Annotated in this window: 22 protein-coding genes; 14 read left to right on the plus strand and 8 right to left on the minus strand. The window is 72.3% G+C overall.

Translation table 11 applies throughout. The features are described 5' to 3' along the window. On the minus strand, positions 1 to 3,887 hold a 3,887-nt coding region (locus J3P32_RS04170), incomplete at its 3' end, for a glycosyl hydrolase (RefSeq protein ID WP_210438583.1). A 119-nt stretch (positions 3,888 to 4,006) separates the two neighbouring features. Between J3P32_RS04170 and J3P32_RS04175 the strand changes: the two genes are divergently transcribed. After that, entirely contained in the window at positions 4,007 to 4,690 is a 684-nt protein-coding gene (locus tag J3P32_RS04175; protein WP_210438584.1) for a TetR/AcrR family transcriptional regulator, read from the plus strand. 301 nt (positions 4,691 to 4,991) lie between these two features. Here the strand turns inward: J3P32_RS04175 and ychF are convergent, their stop codons facing one another. Both ychF and J3P32_RS04185 read right to left on the minus strand, forming a co-directional pair. Beyond that, on the minus strand, positions 4,992 to 6,068 hold the full coding sequence (ychF, locus tag J3P32_RS04180) for a redox-regulated ATPase YchF (protein WP_210438585.1): 1,077 nt from the start codon (positions 6,066 to 6,068) through the stop codon (positions 4,992 to 4,994). 111 nt (positions 6,069 to 6,179) lie between these two features. Then, complete coding sequence (locus J3P32_RS04185; protein WP_210438586.1) at positions 6,180 to 7,007, minus strand: M57 family metalloprotease; 828 nt, start codon at positions 7,005 to 7,007, stop codon at positions 6,180 to 6,182. A gap of 193 nt (positions 7,008 to 7,200) precedes the next feature. Here J3P32_RS04185 and J3P32_RS04190 point away from each other — a divergent pair, with 193 nt between their 5' ends. Then, entirely contained in the window at positions 7,201 to 7,704 is a 504-nt protein-coding gene (locus J3P32_RS04190; RefSeq protein WP_210438587.1) for a PH domain-containing protein, read from the plus strand. Then, positions 7,701 to 9,209 carry a PH domain-containing protein gene (locus tag J3P32_RS04195; protein ID WP_210438588.1) on the plus strand — a complete coding sequence of 503 codons (1,509 nt, stop codon included), beginning with the start codon at positions 7,701 to 7,703 and terminating at the stop codon, positions 9,207 to 9,209. The genes J3P32_RS04190 and J3P32_RS04195 overlap by 4 nt, the downstream gene beginning before the upstream one ends. Positions 9,210 to 9,275: 66 nt before the next feature. Here the strand turns inward: J3P32_RS04195 and J3P32_RS04200 are convergent, their stop codons facing one another. Continuing rightward, the gene (locus J3P32_RS04200; protein ID WP_210438589.1) at positions 9,276 to 10,088 is read right to left on the minus strand and encodes a M57 family metalloprotease; all 813 of its coding nucleotides are present in this window, start codon (positions 10,086 to 10,088) and stop codon (positions 9,276 to 9,278) included. Positions 10,089 to 10,233: 145 nt separating this feature from the next. Between J3P32_RS04200 and J3P32_RS04205 the strand changes: the two genes are divergently transcribed. Next, positions 10,234 to 11,013 (plus strand): exodeoxyribonuclease III, encoded by a 780-nt coding sequence (locus J3P32_RS04205; protein WP_210438590.1) that lies wholly within the window; start codon positions 10,234 to 10,236, stop codon positions 11,011 to 11,013. Between the two features lie 7 nt (positions 11,014 to 11,020). On the opposite strand, the gene J3P32_RS04210 is transcribed toward J3P32_RS04205, so the two are convergent. Next, a complete protein-coding gene (locus tag J3P32_RS04210) occupies positions 11,021 to 12,358 on the minus strand; it encodes an MFS transporter (protein ID WP_210438591.1) in 1,338 nt (445 codons plus the stop codon). 72 nt (positions 12,359 to 12,430) lie between these two features. Here J3P32_RS04210 and J3P32_RS04215 point away from each other — a divergent pair, with 72 nt between their 5' ends. The 3 genes from J3P32_RS04215 to J3P32_RS04225 are packed head-to-tail and all read left to right on the plus strand — an operon-like array spanning position 12,431 to position 15,093. Beyond that, positions 12,431 to 13,426 (plus strand): GlxA family transcriptional regulator, encoded by a 996-nt coding sequence (locus J3P32_RS04215; RefSeq protein WP_210438592.1) that lies wholly within the window; start codon positions 12,431 to 12,433, stop codon positions 13,424 to 13,426. Between the two features lie 40 nt (positions 13,427 to 13,466). After that, a complete protein-coding gene (locus tag J3P32_RS04220) occupies positions 13,467 to 14,624 on the plus strand; it encodes a DNA recombination protein RmuC (RefSeq protein ID WP_210438593.1) in 1,158 nt (385 codons plus the stop codon). Between the two features lie 22 nt (positions 14,625 to 14,646). After that, entirely contained in the window at positions 14,647 to 15,093 is a 447-nt protein-coding gene (locus tag J3P32_RS04225; protein ID WP_210438594.1) for a DUF6542 domain-containing protein, read from the plus strand. A 9-nt stretch (positions 15,094 to 15,102) separates the two neighbouring features. On the opposite strand, the gene J3P32_RS04230 is transcribed toward J3P32_RS04225, so the two are convergent. Both J3P32_RS04230 and J3P32_RS04235 read right to left on the minus strand, forming a co-directional pair. Continuing rightward, positions 15,103 to 15,726, minus strand: a complete 624-nt coding sequence (locus J3P32_RS04230; protein ID WP_210438595.1) for an L-threonylcarbamoyladenylate synthase — start codon at positions 15,724 to 15,726, stop codon at positions 15,103 to 15,105. A gap of 5 nt (positions 15,727 to 15,731) precedes the next feature. Continuing rightward, complete coding sequence (locus J3P32_RS04235) at positions 15,732 to 16,727, minus strand: 4-hydroxy-3-methylbut-2-enyl diphosphate reductase (RefSeq protein ID WP_210438596.1); 996 nt, start codon at positions 16,725 to 16,727, stop codon at positions 15,732 to 15,734. Positions 16,728 to 16,798: 71 nt separating this feature from the next. Here J3P32_RS04235 and xseA point away from each other — a divergent pair, with 71 nt between their 5' ends. Both xseA and J3P32_RS04245 read left to right on the plus strand, forming a co-directional pair. Next, positions 16,799 to 18,067: an exodeoxyribonuclease VII large subunit gene (xseA, locus tag J3P32_RS04240; RefSeq protein ID WP_210438597.1), complete on the plus strand. Its 1,269-nt coding sequence runs from the start codon at positions 16,799 to 16,801 to the stop codon at positions 18,065 to 18,067. Next, a complete protein-coding gene (locus J3P32_RS04245) occupies positions 18,060 to 18,260 on the plus strand; it encodes an exodeoxyribonuclease VII small subunit (protein ID WP_210438598.1) in 201 nt (66 codons plus the stop codon). Before xseA ends, J3P32_RS04245 begins: the two co-directional genes overlap by 8 nt. Positions 18,261 to 18,826: 566 nt before the next feature. On the opposite strand, the gene J3P32_RS04250 is transcribed toward J3P32_RS04245, so the two are convergent. Next, the gene (locus J3P32_RS04250) at positions 18,827 to 19,363 is read right to left on the minus strand and encodes a DUF4245 domain-containing protein (protein ID WP_210438599.1); all 537 of its coding nucleotides are present in this window, start codon (positions 19,361 to 19,363) and stop codon (positions 18,827 to 18,829) included. Positions 19,364 to 19,470: 107 nt separating this feature from the next. Between J3P32_RS04250 and J3P32_RS04255 the strand changes: the two genes are divergently transcribed. From J3P32_RS04255 to glpX, 5 genes are read left to right on the plus strand one after another with little or no spacing between them, the layout of a single operon-like run. Beyond that, positions 19,471 to 19,878 carry a TOBE domain-containing protein gene (locus tag J3P32_RS04255; RefSeq protein WP_210438600.1) on the plus strand — a complete coding sequence of 136 codons (408 nt, stop codon included), beginning with the start codon at positions 19,471 to 19,473 and terminating at the stop codon, positions 19,876 to 19,878. Next, positions 19,875 to 20,609 (plus strand): molybdate ABC transporter substrate-binding protein, encoded by a 735-nt coding sequence (gene modA / locus J3P32_RS04260; RefSeq protein WP_210438601.1) that lies wholly within the window; start codon positions 19,875 to 19,877, stop codon positions 20,607 to 20,609. The genes J3P32_RS04255 and modA overlap by 4 nt, the downstream gene beginning before the upstream one ends. After that, a complete protein-coding gene (modB, locus tag J3P32_RS04265) occupies positions 20,606 to 21,397 on the plus strand; it encodes a molybdate ABC transporter permease subunit (protein WP_307861578.1) in 792 nt (263 codons plus the stop codon). The genes modA and modB overlap by 4 nt, the downstream gene beginning before the upstream one ends. A gap of 14 nt (positions 21,398 to 21,411) precedes the next feature. Further along, positions 21,412 to 22,365: a sulfate/molybdate ABC transporter ATP-binding protein gene (locus J3P32_RS04270; protein ID WP_307807700.1), complete on the plus strand. Its 954-nt coding sequence runs from the start codon at positions 21,412 to 21,414 to the stop codon at positions 22,363 to 22,365. A gap of 1 nt (position 22,366) precedes the next feature. Continuing rightward, on the plus strand, positions 22,367 to 23,380 hold the full coding sequence (gene glpX / locus J3P32_RS04275) for a class II fructose-bisphosphatase (RefSeq protein WP_282593960.1): 1,014 nt from the start codon (positions 22,367 to 22,369) through the stop codon (positions 23,378 to 23,380). Positions 23,381 to 23,382 lie beyond the last annotated feature (2 nt).

Raw genomic sequence — 23,382 nt, forward strand, 5'->3', positions numbered from 1 at the left:
GCACGGACCGTCACCCGCAGCCGGACCTTGGTTCCGACCTCGACCGGCTTGACCACCTTGGTGCCGATCCGCGCCACGACCTTGTCGACCGCCGCCTGGGTCGGCGTCGGTGTGGACGTCGGTGTCGGGGTCGCGGGAGCGGGGGTGGCCGAGGCCTGGTTGGCGTCGACGACAACCTCGTCGTCGTAGGGCGTGAGGGTGACCGGCCCGCGTAGGCCGTAGTTCTGCAAGTCAGTGCCGTGCGCGGCGTTGTTCAGGTTGGATGCCACGACGATCTCGACTGTGTTGGGCCCGGGACGCAGCGCCCGACCGAGGTCGGCGGTCGTGTCCTGGAGGTCGAGGGGCACGTGTCGCCCGTTCACCAGGATCCGAGCTGCACCATGGACCTCCCCCAGGCCGAGGTAGGCGCCGTCCCAGCCGCTGGCCGGCACATCGACGGTGGTGACGTATCGGCCGATGCCCGAGGTCATGTCCAGGGAGCCGTCACCGCGGAGCGTGTTCCACCACGGGAGGAGGCCGTCCTCGGCCGCCGTCACATCGAATCTGCCCACGTTGACCTTTGCGATCGCTGCGGCGTCTCCGGGTGCTGACGGGTCAGGCTTCCATGACTCGAGTGCAAGGTTCCAGGAGTCGATGGAGCGTTTGGCGGATGCGGGCGCCAGCTCGACGGTCCGCGTGGCGCCACTCGCCAGCACGACGGTGACCGGACCGGTGTCCTTCGAGCGGACCGCGACGGCTCCGTCCTCGCTGACAACGACGTCGGCGCCGTCGCTGTCGACGACGTGGTCATCTGGCACCTGCTGGCCGAGTCCGTCCGCGGTCAGGGCCACGACTGCGACGGACTGGGCGGGTACGGTCGTGCTGAGGGTGATGCCCTTCGCCGTGTCGACATACTTCCCGATAGGCGTGATGCTCCCGTTCCACGGGTCGAGCGTGACGGGAACCCCGCTGCCGGTGAGCGTCCATTCGTCGGTGACGGCTTCGTCGCCGTCGTTGTAGATGAAGTAGTACGTCGCGTCGCCGCTGTGGCGTCGAACCGTCAGTGTCGGGCTTGAGCTTGCCTTGCTGGCAGCCGGCACGACGCCGAGGCGGGCCAGGGCGGCTGGCGCCGCTGCCTCGTCGGCGACTCGAGCCACGCGGGCGCTGGCGTCGTCTGCAAGGTCGACCAGCGCCTGTGTCGCACGCTGGACGGTGCGGTCCTTCGAACCGGAGGGGTCGTGACCGGGCGAACGGGCGGGCAGCCGGCCCACCAGGAGCACCGGAGCCCCGCGGCGAGCGAGCTCGACGATCTTGCGCATGGCCTGAGGGGACGCCGCGACCTGGTCGTTGAGCACCAGGGCCCGGTAGGCGGAGTGGTCGGGGAACCACGCGTCGCCGTCCCAGAGGCGCCGAGCGTCGGACTCCAGGTACGTCGGGCTCAGGAACTCGGTGGTGTAGCCGCTTCGCGCCAGCGGCCCGTTGGAGGTGATGCTCGGCGCCTCGGGCCCCAGGTAGGTGCCGCGACCGAAGACCTGGTTGTAGACGGCGAGGTCGTATCGCGGCGCACCTTGCCGCAGCACGAGGCTGAGCCGGCCGATTGCGTCGTTCATGTCGCGAACCGAGCCCGACCCCCACGCTGGCATGCGGGGACCCCAGGCCTCCGAGAAGGCGGCGCCCCCGGACTCCGGGCTCCATGCGTGGTAGCCGGGCCACTTCGCCGCTTGGGCGTCCGCGTAGTCGAAGCCGTGCCAAATCTGTTGGTTCACGCCTCCCGCGAAGCCCTGGAAGACCTGCGTGAGCGGCGACCCAACGCCGGCGAGCTCCGCTCGGTAGGGCTTCCCGCTGCGCGCACAGCACTCGTTGGAGACGATGTCGGCACCGGACATGTGGGCTCCGGAGGCGACGATCGAATAGGTGTTGATGTCGTCGTCGAAGCCCAGCGCCTCACCCTCGGGCACCGAGACCAGCGAGGAGGCGGCCGAGGTGTCGATGGGGAAGCTGCCGTAGAGCTGGAAGCGTCCGCCAAGCCCCTGCTGTCGCGCCCAAGCCTCGATGGGCGCCACGAAACGCTGGGTGAACAGGTCGCTCCACGTCTGCCGGTAGTCGGCGCGCACGCGGTCGACGTCGACGCCTTCGAAGGCGAACAGCTGCCCGGCATCGGACCCGGGCTTGGCCTGCTGGTCGGTGCCGGCGAGAGCGGGCAGCAGCGGGGTGAGGTCGTATCCGCGTCGGTCCTCCCACTCGTCGAGGAAGTCACCGGTCCACTTCGGGGTGAACTCCATCTCGAGGGAGTCCTCGAACAGCGTCTGCAGTCCCGCGCTGTTCTCGGCGATCGCTGCCCGAACCGCGGGCGTCATCACGGCCGCGTCCCAGTAGTCGATGAACGCGCGCGCCCCGCGAGTCGAGAGGTGGTCGACCGCGTAGTCGATGCCGACGAACGAGAACGGGCCACCGAACGGCGCGTCGTTCACCATCTGGTGGGCATAGACGACCCACGTGCCGTCGTCGCGCCAGGATCGGTCGTCGACCGTCCCATCAGCCGCGTCCGCGGTGAGGTCCACCACCGAGTCGGGGTCCAGCAGCCGGGGGCGCTCGGCGCACTCGACCGCGCACCGGTAGGCCAGCACAGCGACTGTCGTCTTGCGTGCGTTGGCTGCGACGCGCTCGGTGAGCGCGTGAGGGCGAGCCAGCGGCTCCTCGAGGATGAGGCCGGTGCCGGAGGGGGCGTCGGTGATCACGTCGCTCTTCGCGGCGTGCGCGTTTGCCACTGGCGTGATGCTGAAGCCGGTGCCGATGCCCTGCACGGTGGCGAAGGGCGCCTGCGCTCGGGCGGCGGGTGCGGCGAAGCGGATGCGGTTGGGGTTCCCGCCCACGCCCACCTCGGCGATGGTGACGGTCTCTGCCGTGGCGCCCGAGCCGATCACGGCTCGGTCGCCCGCCGCGAGCCCGTAGGTGAAGGTGAGGTCGACCTGGTCGTCTCCAGGGGAGATGGCACCCGTGGTGTTCTGGGTGAAGGCCAACGGCGCGCGCTCGACGCTCTTGACCTCGACGGTCTCCGCACCGGACCCGGAGCCGATGACGATGCGCTGGCCGATGTTGAACTGCGTCAAGTACTGGTTGTAGTCCGCGGCTTTGCCCGAGGACTGCGCGCTGACGAAGAGCCTGTCGTCACCCGGCTGCAAGGCAGTGAGCGACACGCCGCATCCCCACGACCCGTCGCCGACCTCGGCGACCGTCGCGATCTCTGCAAGCGCCCCGGCTCCGACGGTGACACGGTCGCCGGGACTGAACGCTCCGGTCGCCGCGGGCAGGACCTGCGTGTCGCCGGCTTCGGCCGCTGCGCACAGGGAGGTGGACGTGGACACCTCCGGGGTTGCCGGCACGCGTCCGTCGTAGGTTGCAGCCGGCGCAAGCATGGTGAACCCGGTGACGTAGCGCTTGCTGCTCGCGGGCGCGTTCAGACCCCCACGCGTCGGCACGCTGATGGCGTCGGAGCCCCGGCCGGACATGGTGGCGTCGATGAGGAAGTCGAGGTCCGCCGCGTCCTCATAGATGTGGCGCTGCCTGTCCAGCCAGAGGTCCGTGCCCCATCCCGTGGCGGCCAAGCCTTGACCAGTCTGATTTCCTGCACCCGGATTGGGGAACGAGGCGATCTCTGCGCCACCTGCGCCGGCGGCCTTCATCTGTCGCATCTCCGCTGACAGCTCCTGCTCAGAGGTCGCCGCCGCGGGAAGCCACCAGCGGTACTTCGGACGCGCCTCCGCGGGCGGGTCGCTGAAGAGAGCCGGGGTGAGTGCGGGCGTCTCGCTGCTGTCGAGGCCGGGTGTCGCGCCCGGCGTGGGTGCCGTCGAAGTTGCCGGGGACGGCGCAATGGTCGCGCTTGCGGCGACAGCCACGGTCAGCGCCATGACGACGTTGCGCGAGCAGGAGCGAGGGTTCATTGGGGCACGACCGATCCGGTTCGATGTTGAAAGGTTTCATCTGACGCCTGTCAGAAGTATGGACTCTGCATGTGACGAGCGCAACAGTGGCCCTCCGGTTCGAGACGCAGGCACGGGAGGCGGAGCAGTGGGCCTGCCACAATGTCGGCGTGCCTGGTGGATACCGGTTGCCTCACCAAGGGAGTGCCAAGGGCGACGATCGACGAGCTCGGTTGCTTGCCGCACTCGAGAACGTGCTGCGCGAGAACGGTGGGGATCTGGATCGTGTCCAGGTCTCGGACGTGGCGAGCCGCGCAGGCGTCTCGCGCTCGGCGTTCTACTTCTACTTCGACGACAAGGCGGAGGCCGCCGCGGACGCCTTCGACTGGTACGTCACGATCCGACCCGTGACAGCCGTGACCGAGGTGAAGGACCCGCGAGCACGGATTGAAACGATGATCGCCAATCTCCTGGCGGACTGGCGCCCACACCAGCACCTGTTCAGGGCCGTGCTTCAGGCACGCCACACCTCGAAGGTCGTCCGGGACCGAACCGAAGCGGCGAGAGCGAGCTACACGGCCGTCGTCGCAGACTGGATCCGTCAGGAGCAGCACCGGGCGACAGACAGCGCTGGTCCGGATGCGGAAGCGCTGGCGGTAGCGCTCAACGACATGAGCGAGCGAATGCTCGAACGGATGACCCTCGATCAGGCCAGTGACGCAACGGCCCTCGCGGCTGCCGTGACCGAGGTCTGGGTGCGGACGATCTACACGGCCTCATCTATCGGTTGAAGGGCTCCGCTGCTGCGCAGCACCTGCCAGCTCAGGTGCGGATGCACGACCTCCCTTCTACGCCCCCGGGCTGATGGCCTCCCGCTGTGACTGGGACGTCGGCCCGTCCTGTGCCGCTCTCAGCACGCGGCACCAACGACAGACGTCCATCGGTTGTGCCGGTATGTGGCTGACCACCGAAGCGTCGAGTACGCCGCGGCGCAGTTGTTCGACGAGTGCGCCTCGTTCCGGTGGGGCATCGTCAGGGCAGACAGCGCCTACGCGCTGGTGGATCTCTTCTGACCTGCCCAACGGTGAGCCGTCAGACGTTGAAGCGGAACTCCACCACGTCGCCGTCGGCCATGACGTAGTCCTTGCCCTCCATGCGGACCTTGCCGAGCTCGCGCGCCTTGAGCATGGACCCGGCGGCCATCAGGTCGTCGAAGGAGACGATCTCGGCCTTGATGAAGCCCTTCTGGAAGTCGGTGTGGATGACTCCGGCGGCCTCGGGGGCGGTGGCGCCCTTCCTGATCGTCCAGGCCCGGGTCTCCTTGGGGCCGGCGGTCAGGTAGGTCTGGAGGCCGAGGGTGTCGAACCCGACGCGGGCGAGCTGGTCGAGGCCCGGCTCGTCGATGCCCATCTCGGCGAGCATCTCGCGGGCCTCGTCCTCGTCGCCGAGCTCGACGAGCTCGGCCTCGAACTTGGCGTCGAGGAAGATCGCCTCGGCCGGCGCGACGATCTCACGCATCCGGGCCTTGAGGTCCTCGTCGGCGAGCTCGTCGGCGTCGCAGTTGAAGACGAAGATGAACGGCTTGGCCGTCAGCAGGGACAGCTCTCGCAGCAGCGAGACGTCGACGCCCGAGTCGATGACCCGGGTGCCGGACTCCAGCACCGACAGGGCCTCCTTGGCGGCGTCGACGGTGGCGGCGAGCGACTTGTTCCCGCGCGCCCCCTTCTCCAGCCGCGGAATCGCCTTCTCGACCGTCTGCAGGTCGGCGAGGATCAGCTCGGTGGAGATCGTCGAGATGTCGGACGCCGGGTCGACCTTCCCGTCGACGTGGGTGACGTCCTCGTCGCGGAAGACGCGGGTCACCTGGCAGATCGCGGCCGACTCACGGATGTGGGAGAGGAACTTGTTGCCCAGCCCCTCGCCCTGCGACGCCCCGGCGACGATGCCCGCGATGTCGACGAACTCGACCGTGGCCGGCAGCACCTTCGCCGAGGAGAACAGCTCGGCGAGCCGGGGCAGCCGCTCGTCCGGGACGCCGACGACACCGACGTTGGGCTCGATCGTGGCGAACGGGTAGTTCGCCGCGAGGACGTCGTTCTTGGTCAGGGCGTTGAAGAGGGTCGACTTGCCCGCGTTGGGGAGTCCGACGATGCCGATGGTGAGAGCCACGGGCGGGAAGTCTACGGCGGTGCGCACCACCGGCACGAAACGCGAGCCGGGCACGGCAGAGGGCCCGGCCGAGCGGCCGGGCCCTCCCTCCTGCGGGACGTCTGAGTGCCGTCAGGAGCCGTAGACCGATCGCACCCCCGCGCGGTCGGTCGCGGTCATGGCGAGGTTGCTCGACGAGCCGTTGCACTGGGGGTAGTGCATGATCGACGCCGAGTCGTACGGCGTCAGCGCGCGCCAGTTGTTGTCCTCGAAGCAGGTGCCCGCCTCCGGCCGGGTGTGCTCGTGACGGAAGCCGAGCGCGTGGCCCAGCTCGTGGGCCATGATGTTGCTCGGGGTCCACGAGCCGCTGTTCATCAGCGACGTCGCGTTGACCAGCACGTTGCGCTGGTAGTCGGGGCTGCTGGGGAAGAACGCCCTCGCGATGTACTGGGTGGTGGTGGTCGGCTCCACCGAGAACACCACCGCGTTGTTGGAGGTGCGGCAGTTGCTGTCGGCCGAGGGGACGTAGATGAAGTTCACCCCGCTGGACGCGGCCTCCCACTGGGCGGCACCGCTGGCCATGGCGTTGACGATGTTCGCCTTCTGCGTGCCGAAGTTGTTGCTGACGCAGTAGGTCAGGTTGCGGGCCGCGGTGGCCGACCACTTGTCGTCACGGCTGTAGACGCGATTGATGATGAGCTCGCTGGACGGGCCGTCGCCGGCGTGGTGGTCGGCGAGCATCTCGTCGTAGTAGTCCTGGAGCTGCTTGGTGCCGGCGACCGTCTCGTCGCCGTTGACGACGTACTGACGGGCGACGTCACGGAAGGTGGAGGCCTGGAACTCCCCGAAGGTGGGGACCCGCTCCGTGGCCGGCACCGCGGTGGCGGCGGGGCTCAGGGAGAGGGCGAGTGCGGCTGCAGCGAAGGTCGCGGTGGCGGCCTTGGCGATCCTGTTCGACATGCGCAATGTCCTTGCTGGGGTGGTGGACGGAAGTCGTGCATGCACACCACACCCGGTCCGGACCGCTGCTGGAAAGGACCGCGGAGCCTCAGGTCCGTGCAGTGCACGAAGTTGCAGAAGTCCGTCCGCAGACCGGACGCGTGCCGGTGCCGCGTGATGCCCGGCCGGAGACCCACCTGCAAGACTCGCTCGCATGAGTGACGAGGGGGGTACGCCGGTGCTGCGCGCGCCGGCCCACCGGGTCTCGCCGCGCGCGGTCCCGTACTGGACGGTGACGGCCCTCGTCGGCGACGCCGTCCTGGTGGGCGCGGCCGTCGTCGCGTGGCTGGTGGTGCCGGGGGTCCCGGACTGGGCGGGGCTCCTGGTCCTGCTGCTCGCGGTGGCCGCCGTGGCGCACGTCGTGCTGATGCCGCGGATTCGGTTCCGGGTGCACCGCTGGGAGGTCACCGACACGGCGGTGCACACGCGGGAGGGCTGGATCGGGCGCCAGTCCCGGATCGCGCCGATCAGCCGCGTGCAGACCGTCGACTCCCGGCAGGGCGCCGTGATGCGCCTGTTCGGGCTGGCGTCGATCACGGTCACCACTGCGTCCGCGGCGGGCCCCATCACCGTCGACTGCCTCGACGACGAGACCGCGCGGCAGGTCGTGGCGAGGCTGACCGCCATCACCGCGGCCACCGAGGACGACGCGACGTGATCCCGGCCCCCGGCGACGGCTGGACCCGGCTCAGCCCGCGCAAGCTGCTGCTCGACCCGGTGAAGGCCGTCGGTCAGGCGATCATCCCGGTGGTGGTCGCGCTGGTCGGTATCAGTCGCAGCGACACGAGGTTCTGGCCGCTGGTGCTGCCGCTCGTCGTGCTCGGTCCCCTGCTCCTCGGTGCGCTCCCCTGGCTCACCACCCACTACCGCCTGACCGCCACCCAGATCCAGGTGCGCAGCGGCCTGCTCACCAAGAGGACCTCGACCGCGCCCCTCGACCGGGTCCGCAGCGTCGACCTCGAGGCCTCGCTCCTCCACCGGCTCCTCGGGCTGCAGAAGGTGCAGGTCGGCACCGGCGTCGACGACGACCGCATCACCCTCGACGCGCTGGCGGTCGCGGACGCCCACGCGCTGCGCACGACCCTGCTGCGCCGTCGCGAGGCGCCGCCGGCCGCGCTGCCGGAGGGCGTCGGCGTCGCGGGAGAGGCGTCGGTGCCCGCCCCGCCACCGCCCCCCGCGCCTCCCCTGGCGCGGATCGACTGGTCCTGGCTGCGGTTCGCTCCGTTCAGCCTCGGCCGCCTGGTGCTGCTCGCCGGCGCCGTCGGCGTCTTCTCGCAGGTCGCCGACGAGCTGCCGATCTGGAACGAGGAGACGGCGACCAGCGCCTGGGCGTGGGTCACCCAGTTCGCGATCGCGGCCGTCGTGGTGGTGCTCGCCGTCGGCGGCCTGGCGCTGTGGGTCGCGGTCTCGGTGGCCGGCTACGTCCTCCAGTGGTGGGGGTTCCGCCTCGTCCGCGAGCACGGGGCCCTGCACCTGACGTCCGGCCTGGTCACGACACGGTCGATCACCGTGGAGGAGGCCAAGGTCCGGGGCGTCGCGATGACCGAGCCCGTGCTGATGCGCCTCGTCGGCGGCGCCGAGCTCGCCACCCTCGCCACCGGCGTCGAGGCCGGCGTGACGCAGGTGCTGCCGCCGTGCCCGCGGGACGTCGCGGTCGGCGTCGGCGAGTCGGTGCTGGAGGTGGACGGCCCGCTCACGGGACCCCTCGTCGAGCACGGCCCCAGGGCCCGTCGACGGTCGTGGTTCCGCCAGCTCCGCAACGCCCTCGACGTCGTCGCGCTGCTCGCCGTGGCGTGGTGGTTCCTCGACCTCTCCTGGTGGTGGCTCGGCGCGGTCGCGGCCGCCCTGCTGGCGCTGGGGGCAGCGGTCGGCGAGGCGTCGTACCGCCACCTCGGCCACGCCCTCGGCGAGCAGCACCTGGTCGCCGGCAGCGGCACCCTCGCGCGCATCCGCACGGTCCTCGAGACCGACGGCATCATCGGGTGGGTCCTGGCACAGTCGTGGTGGCAGCGCCGGATCGGGCTCGCCGACCTCACCGCGACGACTGCGGCGGGCACCGAGCGCGTGGTCGTGCGCGACGTACGACTCGACGTGGCCGTGGCGCTGGCCGACCGCGCGACGCCGGGGTTGCTGGCACCGTTCCTCGACCCGGCCCGGACATGACGAGCGCCCCTCCGCTCGGGACGGAGGGGCGCTCGCGCTCGGATCGACGCTACCTCGTCAGAGGGCTCACGCGCCGTAGAGGGCGACAGCGCCCTGGCGGTCGGTCGCGGTCATGCTGAGGTTGCCCGAGGTGCCGTTGCACTGCGGGTAGTGCATGATCGAGGACGAGTCGTAGGGCGTCAGCGGGCGCCAGTTGTTGTCCTCGAAGCAGGTGCCGGCCTCCGGCCGGGTGTGCTCGTGGCGGAACCCCAGGGTGTGGCCGAGCTCGTGCCCGATGATGTTCGTGGGGGTCCAGGAGCCGGACGTCCAGATCGAGTCGTCGATCAGCACGTTGCGCGAGCGCTTCGGCGAGCTCGGGAAGAACGCGCGGGCGATGTACTGCGAGGTCTGCACCGGCTCGACCGAGAACAGCACGTTGTTGTTGCGCGTGGTGCAGCTGGCGTCCTGCGAGGGGACGTGCACGAAGTTGATCCGCGAGGACGCCGCCTCCCACAGGCCGGCGCCGCCGTTCATCGCCGCGACGATGTCGGCGTGGCGGGAGCCGAACTTGGTGCTCACGCAGTAGGTCAGGTTGCCCACCTGCGAGGCCGACCACTTGTCGTCGACGCCGCCGACGGTGTTGACGACGAGGCCGTTCTCCATGGCCTCCTCGGCCCCGTGGACCATCCGGTCGTAGTAGGCGCGGAGGTCGCCGGCGTTCGAGATCGGCTCGTCGCCGTTGACGATGTACTGCTTGTCCTGGTCCTTGTAGGTGGAGGCGTGGAACTCCGTGAACGTCGGGATCTCCGAGTCCGTGGCGGCCAGTGCCGGTGGGGCGAGGGCCGCGCCGAGGAGTGCCGTTGCGCCGAGGGCGATCGCGCCGAGTCGACTGCGCTGCATGCTGGTTCTTCTCTCGTGAAGGGGGACTGGACACACGTCGTCCCGGAGAGCCCAGCATCAGCAGCACGAGTTCCCGAGACAGGTGCGTGCCGACGAACCTCCCCCGCGGACCCGCGTCCTGTAAAGCCCTCCTTAGGGTGGAGTCGTGCGCATCGCGACCTGGAACGTCAACTCCCTCCGCTCCCGCATCGACCGCGTCGAGGCCTTCGTGCAGCGCCACGACATCGACGTCCTCGCCCTCCAGGAGACCAAGGCGCGCGAGGACCAGCTGCCGCTGATGGGACTGCAGGCGCTCGGCTACGACGTCGCCGTCGCGGGCCTCAACCAGTGGAACGGCGTGGCGCTGGTGTCACGGGTCGGGCTCGACGACGTCGAGGTCGGCTTCGCCGGCATGCCGTCGTACGGCGAGCCGGCCGCGGCGGAGTCCCGGGCGATCGGCGCCACCTGCGGCGGGGTGCGGATCTGGTCGCTCTACGTGCCCAACGGGCGCAAGCCCGACGACCCCCACTACCTCTACAAGCTCGACTGGCTGGCCCGGCTGCGCGCCACCGCGAGTGGCTGGCTCGACGAGCAGACCGCCCTGGTCGGCGACTGGAACATCTGCCCCACCGACGACGACGTGTTCGACCCGAAGCAGTTCGTGAGGTCCACCCACGTCACGCCGCGCGAGCGGGCGGCCTTCCAGGGCTTCCTCGACGACGGGTACGCCGAGGTGACCCGCCCGCACGCACCGGGCTACACCTACTGGGACTACTACCGCCAGCGGTTCGAGCGCGACCGTGGCCTGAAGATCGACTTCGTGCTGGCGTCGCCGGCCCTGGCCTCGCGGGTCACCGGCGCGTTCGTCGACCGCGACGAGCGCGACCCGGCCCAGGGCACCGGCTCGCCGTCGGACCACGCGCCGGTGGTCGTCGACCTGGCGTGACGACCGCTCACATCACCCCGGCCGGCGGCGCCGCCGAGGCCTGCGGCGTGCGGCGGATGGCGTACGACAGCAGCGCGGCGACCGCGCACAGCCCGGCCGCGGCGTAGAAGGCGGGGTCGTAGCCGCCGGTGACGTCGCGGACGACCCCGGCCCCGGTGGCGGCCAGCGCGGCGCCGACCTGGTGGCTGGCGAACACCCAGCCGAAGACGATGGGGCCGGTGGCCGCCCCGAACCGGTCCCGGCACAGGGCGACGGTCGGCGGCACCGTCGCCACCCAGTCGAGGCCGTAGACGACGATGAAGACCCACATGCTCGGCTCGACGTGCGGCGACATCAGCGCCGGCAGCGTCAGCAGTCCCACGCCGCGCAGGGCGTAGTAGCCGACCAGCAGCAGCCTCGGGTCGTACTTGTCGGTCAGCCAGCCGGACGCGACGGTCCCGACCACGTCGAAGACGCCGACGACGGCGAGCAGGCCGGCGGCCGTGGTGGCGGGCATGCCGTGGTCGTGCGCGGCGGGGACGAAGTGGGTGGCGATGAGGCCGTTGGTGGTCATGCCGCAGATCGCGAAGCCGCCGGCGAGCAGCCAGAACGTCCGGCTGCGGGCCGCGTCGCGCAGCACAGCGAGCGCCCGGCCGGCGCTCGAGCCGACCTGCTGGTGCGGCGGCGGGCCCGGGTCGGCGTCGGTGGCGCCGAAGGCCCGGAGCCCCATGTCGGCCGGGTGGTTGCGCAGGAGCAGCAGGACGAGGGGCACGACCGCCAGCGCCGCCGCGGCCGCGAGCACCGCGGCGGTGCGCCAGCCGTGGTGCGTGGCGAGCCAGGCCACGATCGGCAGGAAGACCAGCTGCCCGGTGGCGTTGCCGGCGGTGAGGATGCCGCTGACCAGCCCCCGGCGGGCGACGAACCAGCGGCTGGTGATGGTGGCGACGAACGCCATCGACATGGAGCCGGTGCCGATGCCGACGAGCAGCCCCCAGCACACGACCAGCTGCCAGGGCTCGGACATGAAGACGGTCAGGCCGCTGCCCACGGCGACCATCACCAGCGCGAACGTCACCACCGGGCGGACCCCGAAGCGGTCCATCAGGGCGGCGGCGAACGGCGAGATCAGGCCGAAGAGCATGAGGTTGAGCGAGACCGCCGAGCCGATCAGGCCGTGCGACCAGCCGAACTCCTCGTGCAACGGCTCGATGAGCACGCCCGGCACGGACCGGAAGGCGGCCGCCCCCACCAGGGTGACGAAGGCGACCGCCGCGACGACCCACGCCCAGTGCAGCCGGGCGGCCCCGGCAGAGGGGTCGGGGGTCGCCGCGGGTGGGGTCGGTGAGGGCGGGGTCGACGTCGTCACGAACTGGATTGTGGCCCCGGTCGCCGGACGCCGACGAGTGGCACGAACGCCAACATGTGCAAGGATCCGGCCATGGCACCGTCCCCCACCCCCCACCGCGTCGTCGTGCTGGCGATCCCGCCGGTGATCGGCTACGACCTCACCATCCCGCCGCAGGTGCTCGGGGAGGCGTGCGACCCGGACGGGCACCCCCTCTACGACGTCCAGGTGGTGTCCGTCGACGACGCGCCGGTGGCCACGAGCAAGGGGTACGCCATCGCCCCCTCCGCCGGCGTCGGCGCCCTGGCGAGCGCGCAAACCGTGGTGGTCCCGGGCACGCAGGTCGCCGGACCGCGCCGCGACGGCTCGCTGCCCGACGACCTGCGCGCCGCGCTCGCGACGGTGCCCGCCGACGCGCGCTGGGTGTCGATCTGCACCGGCGCCTTCGTGCTGGCCGCGGCGGGCATCCTCGACGGCCACCGCGCCACGACCCACTGGAAGTACGCCGCCGACTTCCGCCGCCTCCACCCCGACGTCGCGCTGCACGAGGACGTCCTGTTCACCGACGACGGCCGGGTGCTGACGTCCGCCGGGCTCAGCGCCGGCATCGACCTGTGCCTGCACCTCGTGCGCACCGACCACGGCACCGCGGTGGCCAACGCCGTCGCCCGGCACATGGTGGTGCCGCCGTGGCGCGACGGCGGGCAGGCACAGTTCATCGAGCGTCACGTGCCCGACCGTGCCGACGAGGCGACCGGCGACGTGCGCGCCTGGGCGCAGGCCCACCTCGACGAGCGGCTCGACGTCGCCGCGCTGGCGCACCGGGCGTCGATGAGCGTGCGCACCTTCACCCGCCGGTTCCGCGAGGAGACCGGCCAGTCGCCGGGTGCCTGGGTCACCCAGATGCGGGTCCGCCACGCCCAGCACCTGCTGGAGGCGACCGACCTGCCCGTGGAGGAGGTCGCCGCGCGCGCGGGGATGGGGACCGCCGCGTCGCTGCGCCAGCACCTCCGGGCGTCCGTCGGCGTCTCGCCGTCGGCGTACCGGCGCACGTTCCGGGGCACGTCCGCCGAGCTCGTCGACGCCTGACGTCCCACCGGTTGTCGGTGCTCCGGCGCATGCTGGGGCCATGGACACCTTGCCCCTCCTGCTCACCCTGGCGACCGTGCTGGCCGTCGGGCTGGCGCTCGGCGCGCTCATCGGCGTGCTGTGGTCGCGCGGGCGAGCCGCCGACGACCCGGCGATCGCCGCGCTCCAGCAGCGGGTCGCCGACCACGCGGTCGTGCAGGACGGCCTGGACCGCCTGCACGACCAGCTCAGCGACCTGGCGCACGACCGGGTCGCCTGGCAGGCCCAGCTCGCCCAGCAGGTCGCCGACATGCGGCGCTCCACGGAGACGCTGCGACGCGAGACGACCACGCTGGCGACCGCCCTGCGCAAGCCGCAGGTGCGCGGCCAGTGGGGCGAGCTGCACCTGCGGCGGACCGTCGAGCTCGCCGGGCTCGTGGACCACTGCGACTTCGCCGAACAGGTGCGGGTCGACGACGGCCGCCTGCGCCCCGACCTCGTGGTGTCGCTGGTCGGCGGGCGCACGATCGCGGTCGACGCCAAGGCCCCGCTGGCCGCCTTCCTCGACCTGACCGGCACCGACGACCCCGCCGAGCACGAGCAGGCGCTGGCCCGGCTCGGCGAGCACGTGCGCAAGCACGTCGCCGACCTCGGCTCCCGCCGCTACTGGGAGGCGCTGGCCGGGACGCCGGAGTTCGTGGTGCTCTTCCTCCCCGGCGAGGCGATCCTGCAGGCGGCCCTGCAGGCGGTGCCCGACCTCGTCGAGCAGGCCGCCGCGCGCAACGTCGTCCTCGCGACGCCGTCCACCCTCATCGCCCTGCTGCGCACGGTGGCCCAGGGGTGGCAGCACGAGGTGCTCAACGAGCAGGCCCAGGCGGTGCAGCGGCTCGGCCAGGAGCTGCACGCGCGGCTCGCCTCGATGGCCGGCCACCTCGACCGCGTGGGCCGCTCGCTCAACGCCAGCGTCGTGGCCTACAACCAGGCGATGGGCTCGCTCGAGGGTCGCGTGCTGGTGTCGGCGCGGCGCTTCACCGAGCTCGGGGTGACCACCGAGCACCTCGAGGCGCCGCGCCAGGTCGAGACGGTTCCCCGCTCGGCAGCCGCACCCGAGCTGGCCCTGCTCGGCGACGTCCCGGGCGCCTCGGGCGACCCGGCGCTCGACGCCCTGCTCGAGGAGCAGTCCCCGTCACCCCCGGCGCGCCGCGCCGAGGGCGCGTGAGGGCGGTCCTAGGTTGGGTGCCGTGACACGGGCCGACGGGTTCTGGCGGGCGGGGCACGAGCCGGGCCGACAGGTCGCCGCGCTCGGCGTCGCGGTCACGCTCACCGCCGTGAGCATCGACGTCCTCCTCGTCGGCAGGCTCACGCTGTTCTTCGACCTCTGCTTCATGGTGCTGTGCCTGGGCCTGGCGGCACGGGTGCGGCGGCGCGACTTCTACCTGGTGGCGTTGCTGCCGCCCGTGCTGATGACGGCGGTCTTCGGCTTCGTCGCGATCGTCGCCCGCGACGCCGTCGCCGATCCGGCCGACAGCCTGCTGCAGGCCCTGGTCTCCGGCGTCGCCACCCACGGCGTGGCCCTCTTCATCGGCTACGCGCTCTGCCTGGGCTGGCTCGCGTGGCGACTGCACCGCGAGGGCGAGGCGGGTGTCGCCGCCGAGCTCGAGCGCGAGCTCGGTCAGCCCGCCCGCTGACCCGGCCGCTCAGTCCTCGAAGCGGGAGACGTCGCCGGCCCCGCGGCGTACGACCACGGGCTCGGCGTCGGACCAGTCGATCACCGACGTGGGCTCGGCGGTCACCTCGCCCGACTCGACGACCACGTCGACGACGTGGTCGAGGTCCTCCTTGATCTCCCAGCCGTTGGTCCGCGCCTCGGTCTCGCCGGGCAGGATCAGCGTGCTGGTGAGGATCGGCTCGCCGAGCTGCTCGAGCAGGGCGCACACGAGCGCGTGGTCGGGGATGCGCACGCCGACGGTGCGCTTCTTCGGGTGCATCAGCCGCTTCGGCACCTCACCGGTGGCCGGAAGGATGAAGGTGTAGGGGCCCGGTGTCGCCGCCTTGATCGCCCGGAACGCCGAGTTGTCGACGTGGACGAACTGCCCGAGCTGGGCGAAGTCCTTGCACATCAGCGTGAAGTGGTGGCGGTCGTCGAGCTCGCGGATCCGCAGGATCCGGTCGCGGCCGTCCCGGTTGCCCAGCTGCGAGCCCAGGGCGTACCCCGAGTCGGTGGGGTAGGCGAGGAGCGCGTCGTCGCGCAGCGCCTCGACGACCTGGGTGACGAGCCGCGGCTGCGGGTTGTCGGGGTGGATGTCGACGTAGCGCGCCACGACCGTCAGGCCCTCTGTGCCGCGCGGAGGTCGCGCCGCAGCTCGGGCGGCAGCGCGAAGATTAGGGACTCCTCGGCGGAGTGGACGGCACGGGCGTCGGGGAAGCCGCGCTCGGAGAGCCATGCCAGCACGCCCTCGACGAGGTCCTCGGGCACCGAGGCACCGGAGGTGACCGAGATGGTCTCGACGCCCTCCAGCCACGCCTCCTCGATCTCGGTGTGGTCGTCGACGAGGTACGACGCCTTCGCCCCGGACTCCAGCGCCACCTCGACCAGCCGCACGGAGTTCGAGGAGTTGCGCGAGCCCACCACGATGACGAGGTCGGCGGCGGCGGAGATCTCCTTGATCGCGAGCTGGCGGTTCTGGGTGGCGTAGCAGATGTCGTCGCTCGGCGGGTCGATCAGCAACGGGAACCGCTCGCGGATCGCGGCGACGGTCTCCAGGGTCTCGTCGACGCTCAGCGTGGTCTGCGACAGCCAGGCGACCCGCGCCGGGTCGCGCACGACGATGCGCTCGACGTCGGCGGGGCCCTCGACCAGCTGGATGTGGTCGGGCGCCTCGCCCGAGGTGCCCTCGACCTCCTCGTGCCCGGCGTGGCCGATCAGGAGGATGTCGTAGTCGTCGGCCGCGAAGCGCTTGGCCTCGTGGTGGACCTTGGTGACCAGCGGGCAGGTCGCGTCGATGGTCTTGAGGCCGCGCTGGGCCGCCTGCGCGTGCACCGCCGGGGAGACGCCGTGCGCGGAGAACACCACCGTCTGGCCCTCGGGGACCTCGTCGAGCTCCTCGACGAACACCGCACCGCGGGCCTCGAGGTTGGCCACCACGTGCTTGTTGTGCACGATCTGCTTGCGGACGTAGACCGGCGAGCCATAGAGCTCGAGCGCCTTCTCGACGGTGATGACGGCCCGGTCCACGCCGGCGCAGTAGCCGCGGGGGGCCGCCAGCAGGACGTTCTTGGCGGTCTCGGGGTCGAGCACCGGGGGCAGGCCGAGGTCTGTCATGGGCTCCAGTCTACGGGCCGGGCCCGGCCTCCCGGGGCGGCTGTGTCGCTCCTCTCCCCTATCCTCGCGGCGTGCCCTCACTCCGCGACGCCACGGCCGAGTCGCCGGCTCCGGTGCGGGCCGTCGCCAACGCCGTGGCGCAGTGGATCGACAAGCTCGGCGGCGTCTGGGTCGAGGGCCAGATCGCCCAGGTCAACCGCCGTCCGGGGGTCAACACGGTCTTCATGACCCTGCGCGACACCGTCGCCGACATCTCCGTCACCCTGACCTGTGCGCGCTCGCTCGTCGACTCGATGAACCCGCCCCTCGTCGAGGGCGCGAGCGTCGTGGTGCACGCCCGCCCCAGCTTCTACGCCAACCGCGGCTCCTTCTCGCTCGCCGCCCGCGAGATCCGCATGATCGGCCTCGGCGAGCTGCTCGCCCGCCTCGAGCGCCGGCGCCAGCTGCTCGCCGCCGAGGGGCTGTTCGCCCCCGAGCTCAAGCGCGACCTGCCGTTCCTGCCCGGCCGCGTCGGACTGGTGACCGCGCCCAACAGCGCCGCGGAGCGCGACGTGCTCGACAACGCGCGTCGCCGCTGGCCGGCGGTGCAGTTCGAGGTGGCCTACGCCGCCATGCAGGGCACGCGCTCGGCCGCCGAGGTGATCGAGGCGCTCGACCGGCTCGAGCGCAACGCCGACGTCGACGTCGTCGTGGTCGCGCGCGGCGGTGGCTCCATCGAGGACCTGCTGCCCTTCTCCGACGAGGCGCTGGTCCGGGCGGTGCACCGGATGCGCACGCCCGTGGTGTCCGCGATCGGCCACGAGCCCGACCAGCCGCTGCTCGACCTCGTCGCCGACGTCCGTGCCTCCACCCCCACCGACGCCGCCAAGCTCGTGGTGCCCGACATGGCCGAGGAGCTCAACGGCGTGACGTGGGCTCGCGACCGGCTCCGCCAGGTGATCACCCAGCGGATCGCCCGGGAGCAGGAGTGGCTGGCCCAGGTCCGCTCGCGACCGGCGATGGCCGACCCGCGCAACCTGCTCGCCGTCCGGTCCGACGAGGTGGGCGACCTGCTCGCCCGCGCGCGGCGTACGCTCGCCCACCGCCTCGACCGCGCCGCCGACGACATCGGCCACCAGCGCGCCCGCGCGCAGGCGCTCTCGCCGCTCGCCACCCTGCGCCGCGGCTACGCCGTGCTCCAGGACGCCGACGGCCACGTCGTGACGTCGGTCGCCCAGGCCTCGCCCGGCGCGCCGGTCTCGGTGCGCGTCGCCGACGGCCGGATCCACGCGACCACCGACCGCACCGAAGCAGCCACCCCCCTCGGGGTCGGCACCGACGAGGAGGACCCCGATGAGTGACGCCCCCAGCTACGAAGAGGCTCGCGAGGAGCTCATCGAGGTCGTCCGCACCCTCGAGGCCGGCGGCACGACCCTCGAGGAGTCGCTCACCCTCTGGGAGCGCGGCGAGGCGCTGGCGAAGCTGTGCCAGGAGTGGCTCGACGGCGCGCGCAAGCGGCTCGACGAGGCGATGGGTGCCGAGTCCGAGGACTGACCTCGACGCCGACCGCCCGGCCCCCCGTACGAACCCCCGAGCGGTGAGTGAGGCAACTTTCCCGCGCCCAGAACCTGCCCCACGCACCGCCACCGACCGTACGGACCCCCGAGCGGTGAGTGGCGCAGCTTTCCCGCGCCCAGAACCTGCCCCACGCACCGCCACCGACGCGCGGACCCGCGAGCGGTGGGTGAGGCAGCTTTTGGGCGCCCAGAACCTGCCCCACGCACCGCCACCCGACCGCCCGGCCCCCGAGCGGTGAGTGAGGCAGTTGTCCCGCCCCCAGAACCTGCCCCACGCACCGCCACCCGACCGCCCGGCCCCCCCGAGCGGTGAGTGACGCAGCTTTCCCGGGCCCAGGACCTGCCCCACGCACCGCCACCGCCACCCGACCGCGCGGACCCGAGCGGTGGGTGAGGCAGCTTTCCCGCGCCCAAAACCTGCCCCACGCACCGCCACCGACAGCGCGCACCCCCGAGCGGTGAGTGACGCAGCTTTCCCGCGCCCAGAACCTGCCCCACGCACCGCCACCCGACCGCCCGGCCCCCCGAGCGACGAGCGCCGCGTCAGCGGGTGAGCAGCCCGAGGTACGCCTCGATCTCCTCGGCGGTGGCCGAGCCGTAGACCAGCAGCGCCTCGTCGCCGAGCTCGGTGGAGTAGCCGGTGTCGCCGCCGTCGTCGGTCCACGTCTGCCAGGTCCGCGCGACCTCGGAGTCGACGCTGACCTCATCGCCGCCTTCCGCCTCCTCGTCGACGTACAGCTCGACCAGGTCGGCGACGGAGCTGTCCTGCTGGCGGATCCCGATGAAGTCGCCGTCGTCGGTCAGCACGCCCAGGCCCCACCGCGGGTCGGCGCCGGCGCGCAGCTCGACGCTCGAGGCCTCCCACCCGTCGGGGAGCTGGCGGGGATGTGCGACGGAGAGGTCGGCGTCCTGGGCGAGCCGCACGCTCTCCTGCCAGTCCACCGGCTGGGTCGGCTCCTCGGCCTCGCCGCGGAACAGCGAGCGCCACAGCGCGAACGCCAGGACGAAGACCACGGTCACCACGAGGGCGCCCGTCATGCCGCCGAACGAGCGGTTGTAACGACTGGGCTGCGCACTCACGCCCCCATTCTCCCAGCCTGCCCGGAGGCGCCCGGCCGGCGGGTCGCCGGTGCCGCACCTGCGGCGTCCACGGCGACAACGAGACGCACCTGCGGCATACTCCTCGCGTGACTACCTACCGGATCGCGGAGGCGGCGGAGATCCTCGCCGTCAGCGACGACACCGTACGCCGCTGGGTGGAGGCAGGACGCATCCCCTCGCAGCGCACCGATGGCCGCACCACCGTCCTGGGCGCGGACCTCGCGCACCTCGCGGAGCACCTCGCCGAGTCGGGCGAGGTCGCCGAGCGCGACCGCACGCGCGCCGGCACCGTCAGCGCCCGCAACCGCATGAGCGGGATCGTCACGCGGGTCAAGCGCGACCACGTGATGGCGCAGGTCGAGATGATCTGCGGTCCCTACCGCGTGGTGTCGCTGATGAGCAGCGACGCCGCCGACGAGCTCGGTCTCGAGCCCGGCGTACGCGCCATCGCCAGCGTGAAGTCCACCAACGTGGTCGTCGAGGTCCCCCGGTGAGGCGGCTCCTGGCGATCGTCCTCCTCGTCCCCCTCGCGGCCTGCGGCGGCGAGGGTGGCGCCGGCGCTCACGGGGAGCTCACCGTCCTCGCCGCGGCGTCCCTGACCGACGTCTTCGAGGAGCTCGCGACGCCCTTCGAGAGCGAGCACGGCGTCGACGTCCGGTTCTCCTTCGGCTCGAGCACCGACCTCGCCGAGCAGGTCGCCGACGGCGCCCCGGGCGACGTGCTGGCCACCGCCGACGAGGCGTCGATGAGCCTCGCCGAGGATGCCGGCGCCGCCCGAGAGGCTGTGACGTTCGCGACCAACGTGCTCACCATCGTCGTGCCGGAGGGCAACCCGGCCGGGATCGCGTCGCTCGCCGACCTGGCCGACGCCACCTGGGTGCGCTGTGCCGACGAGGCGCCGTGCGGCAAGGTCGCGCAGGCGGTGCTGGAGGCGGAGGGCGTCACCGCGGAACCGGTCAGCCTCGAGGAGGACGTGCGCGCCACCCTCGACAAGGTGCTCTCCGGGGAGGCCGACGCCGGGCTCGTGTACGCCACCGACGCCGTCGCCGCGGCCGACGACGTCGACGCCGTCGAGATCCCGGGCGCCGACGAGGTGCCGACCTCGTACCTCGCCGCGACGCTGGAGCAGTCCGAGCACCCCGAGCTGGCCGCGGACTGGCTCGCGTGGGTGACCTCGGAGGAGGGCCGGACGATCCTCCACGACGCCGGCTTCGGCACCCCGTGAGGGACCGCCTGGGCCGCCCGCCCGCGCTGCTCGTGCTGCCGGCGGTCCTCGCCACGCTGCTGCTGCTCGTCCCGCTGGTGGCGATGGTCGCCAGCACCAGCTGGCAGGACCTCCCCGGCCACCTCACCTCGCGCACGGCCCTCGACGCGCTGGGCATCTCCCTGGTCACCTCGACGGTCGCGATCGCCGCCTGCCTGCTGCTCGGGCTGCCGCTCGCCTGGCTGCTGGCCCGGGTCGACTTCCGCGGCCGCGGAGCCTTACGCGCGCTCGTCACGGTGCCGCTGGTCCTGCCCCCCGTCGTCGCGGGCGTCGCGCTCCGCAGCGCCTTCGGGCGGACGGGGCTCGTCGGCGAGCCACTCCTGGCGTGGACCGGCTTCGCCTTCCCCTTCACCACCTGGGGCGTCGTGCTGGCCCACGTGTTCGTGTCGATGCCGTTCGTCGTCATCGCGATCGAGGGGGCCCTGCGCTCGGCGGACCCGAGGTACGACGCGGCTGCCGCGACGCTGGGCGCGACCCGCTGGACGACGTTCCGGCGGGTCACGGTCCCGCTCGCGCTGCCCGGCGTGGTCGCCGGAACGGTCCTGGGGTGGGCCCGCTCGCTGGGCGAGTTCGGCGCCACCATCACCTTCAACGGCAACTACCCCGGCACCACGCAGACGATGCCGACCCTCATCTACGTCACCCGTCAGTCCGACCAGGACGCCGCGCTGTCGCTGAGCCTGCTGATGCTGCTCGTCTCGATCGGCGTCCTGATCGCGCTGCGCGACCACTGGCTGGGGACCCCGTGAGGGCCGGGCGGCTGGTGGCCGACCTCCAGGTCGCGGGCCGGGTGGAGGCCGGCTTCACCGCCGAGCCGGGCGAGGTGCTCGCCGTCATCGGCCCCAACGGCGCGGGCAAGAGCTCCCTGCTCCACGCGATCGCCGGTCTCGTGGACGCCACCGGCCGGGCGCGCCTCGGCGACACCGACCTGCTCGCCCTGCCCGTCCGCGAGCGCCGGGTGGGGCTGGTCTTCCAGGGCCAGCTGCTCTTCCCGCACCTCACCGCCCTCGACAACGTCGCGTTCGGCCTCCGCGCCCGCGGCGCGAGCCGGGCCGAGTCCGAGGCGGTCGCCCGCGACTGGCTCGAGCGCTTCGGGATCGCCGACCTCGCCGGCCGGCGTCCCCGCGAGCTCTCGGGCGGCCAGGCCCAGCGGGTCGCGATCGCGCGGGCGCTGGCGACCGGACCCGACGTCCTGCTGCTCGACGAGCCCTTCACCGGGCTCGACGTCTCGGTGCAGATGGCGCTGCGGATGGAGCTCGGCCGGCACCTGCGCGACTTCCCGGGGGTGGCTCTGCTGGTGACTCACGACGCGATCGACGCGCTGACCCTGGCCGACCGGGTGCTCGTCCTCGACGGCGGCCGGGTCGCCCAGGTGGGTCCGCCGGCGGAGGTCGCCGCGGAGCCCCGCACGTCCCACGTCGCCAGGCTCGTCGGCCTCAACCTCGTCGCGGACGGCGACACGCTCCTCGCCTTCCCGCCCGACGCGGTGGTGGTCTCCCTGCAGGAGCCCGAGGGCTCCACCCGGCTGCGGTGGCGGGGCCCCATCGCGACCCTCGCCCCGCACGGCGACGCCGTACGCCTGATGGTGCACGCGTCGCCCGACCTGCTCGCCGACCTGACCCCCGCGGCCGCCACCGAGCTCGGGCTCGTCCCGGGCCGCGAGGTGTGGCTGTCGACCAAGGCGACCGCGGTGAGCAGGTACCCGGCGCGCCGATAGCATGCGCGCCATGAGCGCCAGCGTCCCGAAGCCCGAACGCAACCTCGCCCTCGAGCTCGTGCGCGTCACCGAGGCGGCCGCCATGGCCGCCGGGCGCTGGGTGGGCCGCGGCGACAAGAACGACGCCGACCGCGTCGCCGTCGAGGCGATGCGCGTGATGATCTCCACCGTCGAGATGCGGGGCACGGTCGTCATCGGCGAGGGCGAGAAGGACAACGCCCCGATGCTCTACAACGGCGAGGAGGTCGGCGACGGCACCGGCGCCGAGTGCGACGTCGCGGTCGACCCCATCGACGGCACCACGCTCACCGCGAAGGGCATGAGCAACGCGATCTCGGTGCTCGCGGTGTCGCCGCGCGGCTCGATGTACGACCCGAGCGCCGTGTTCTACATGGAGAAGCTGGTAACCGGCCCCGAGGCCGCCGACGTCGTCGACATCCGGCTGCCGGTGCGGGAGAACATCGCCCGTGTCGCGAAGGCCAAGGGCCTCTCCGCCCACGACGTCACGGTGGTGCTGCTCGACCGACCGCGGCACGCCAAGCTGGTGGAGGACATCCGCGAGACCGGCGCCCGGATCAAGTACATCACCGACGGCGACGTGGCCGGCGCGATCATGGCGGCGCGGCCCGACACCGGCGTGGACCTCCTGCTCGGCGTGGGCGGCACGCCGGAGGGGATCATCGCGGCCTGCGCGATGAAGTGCCTCGGCGGCACGATCCAGGGCCGGCTGTGGCCCCAGGACGACGACGAGCGCCAGAAGGCCCTCGACGCGGGCCACGACCTCGACCCCGACAACGTGCTCCACACCGACGACCTGGTGACCGGCGACGACGCCTTCTTCGTGGCGACCGGCATCACCGACGGCGAGCTGATGCGCGGGGTGCGCTACCGCGGCGACGGCGTCACGACGCACTCGCTCGTGATGCGCTCGCGCAGCGGCACGGTCCGCTCGATCACCGCCGACCACCGCCTCTCGAAGCTGCGCGCCCTCTCCTCGATCGACTTCGACAACTGAGG

It is taken from the genome of Nocardioides xinjiangensis, assembly GCF_017916385.1.
GTDB lineage: Bacteria > Actinomycetota > Actinomycetes > Propionibacteriales > Nocardioidaceae > Nocardioides > Nocardioides xinjiangensis.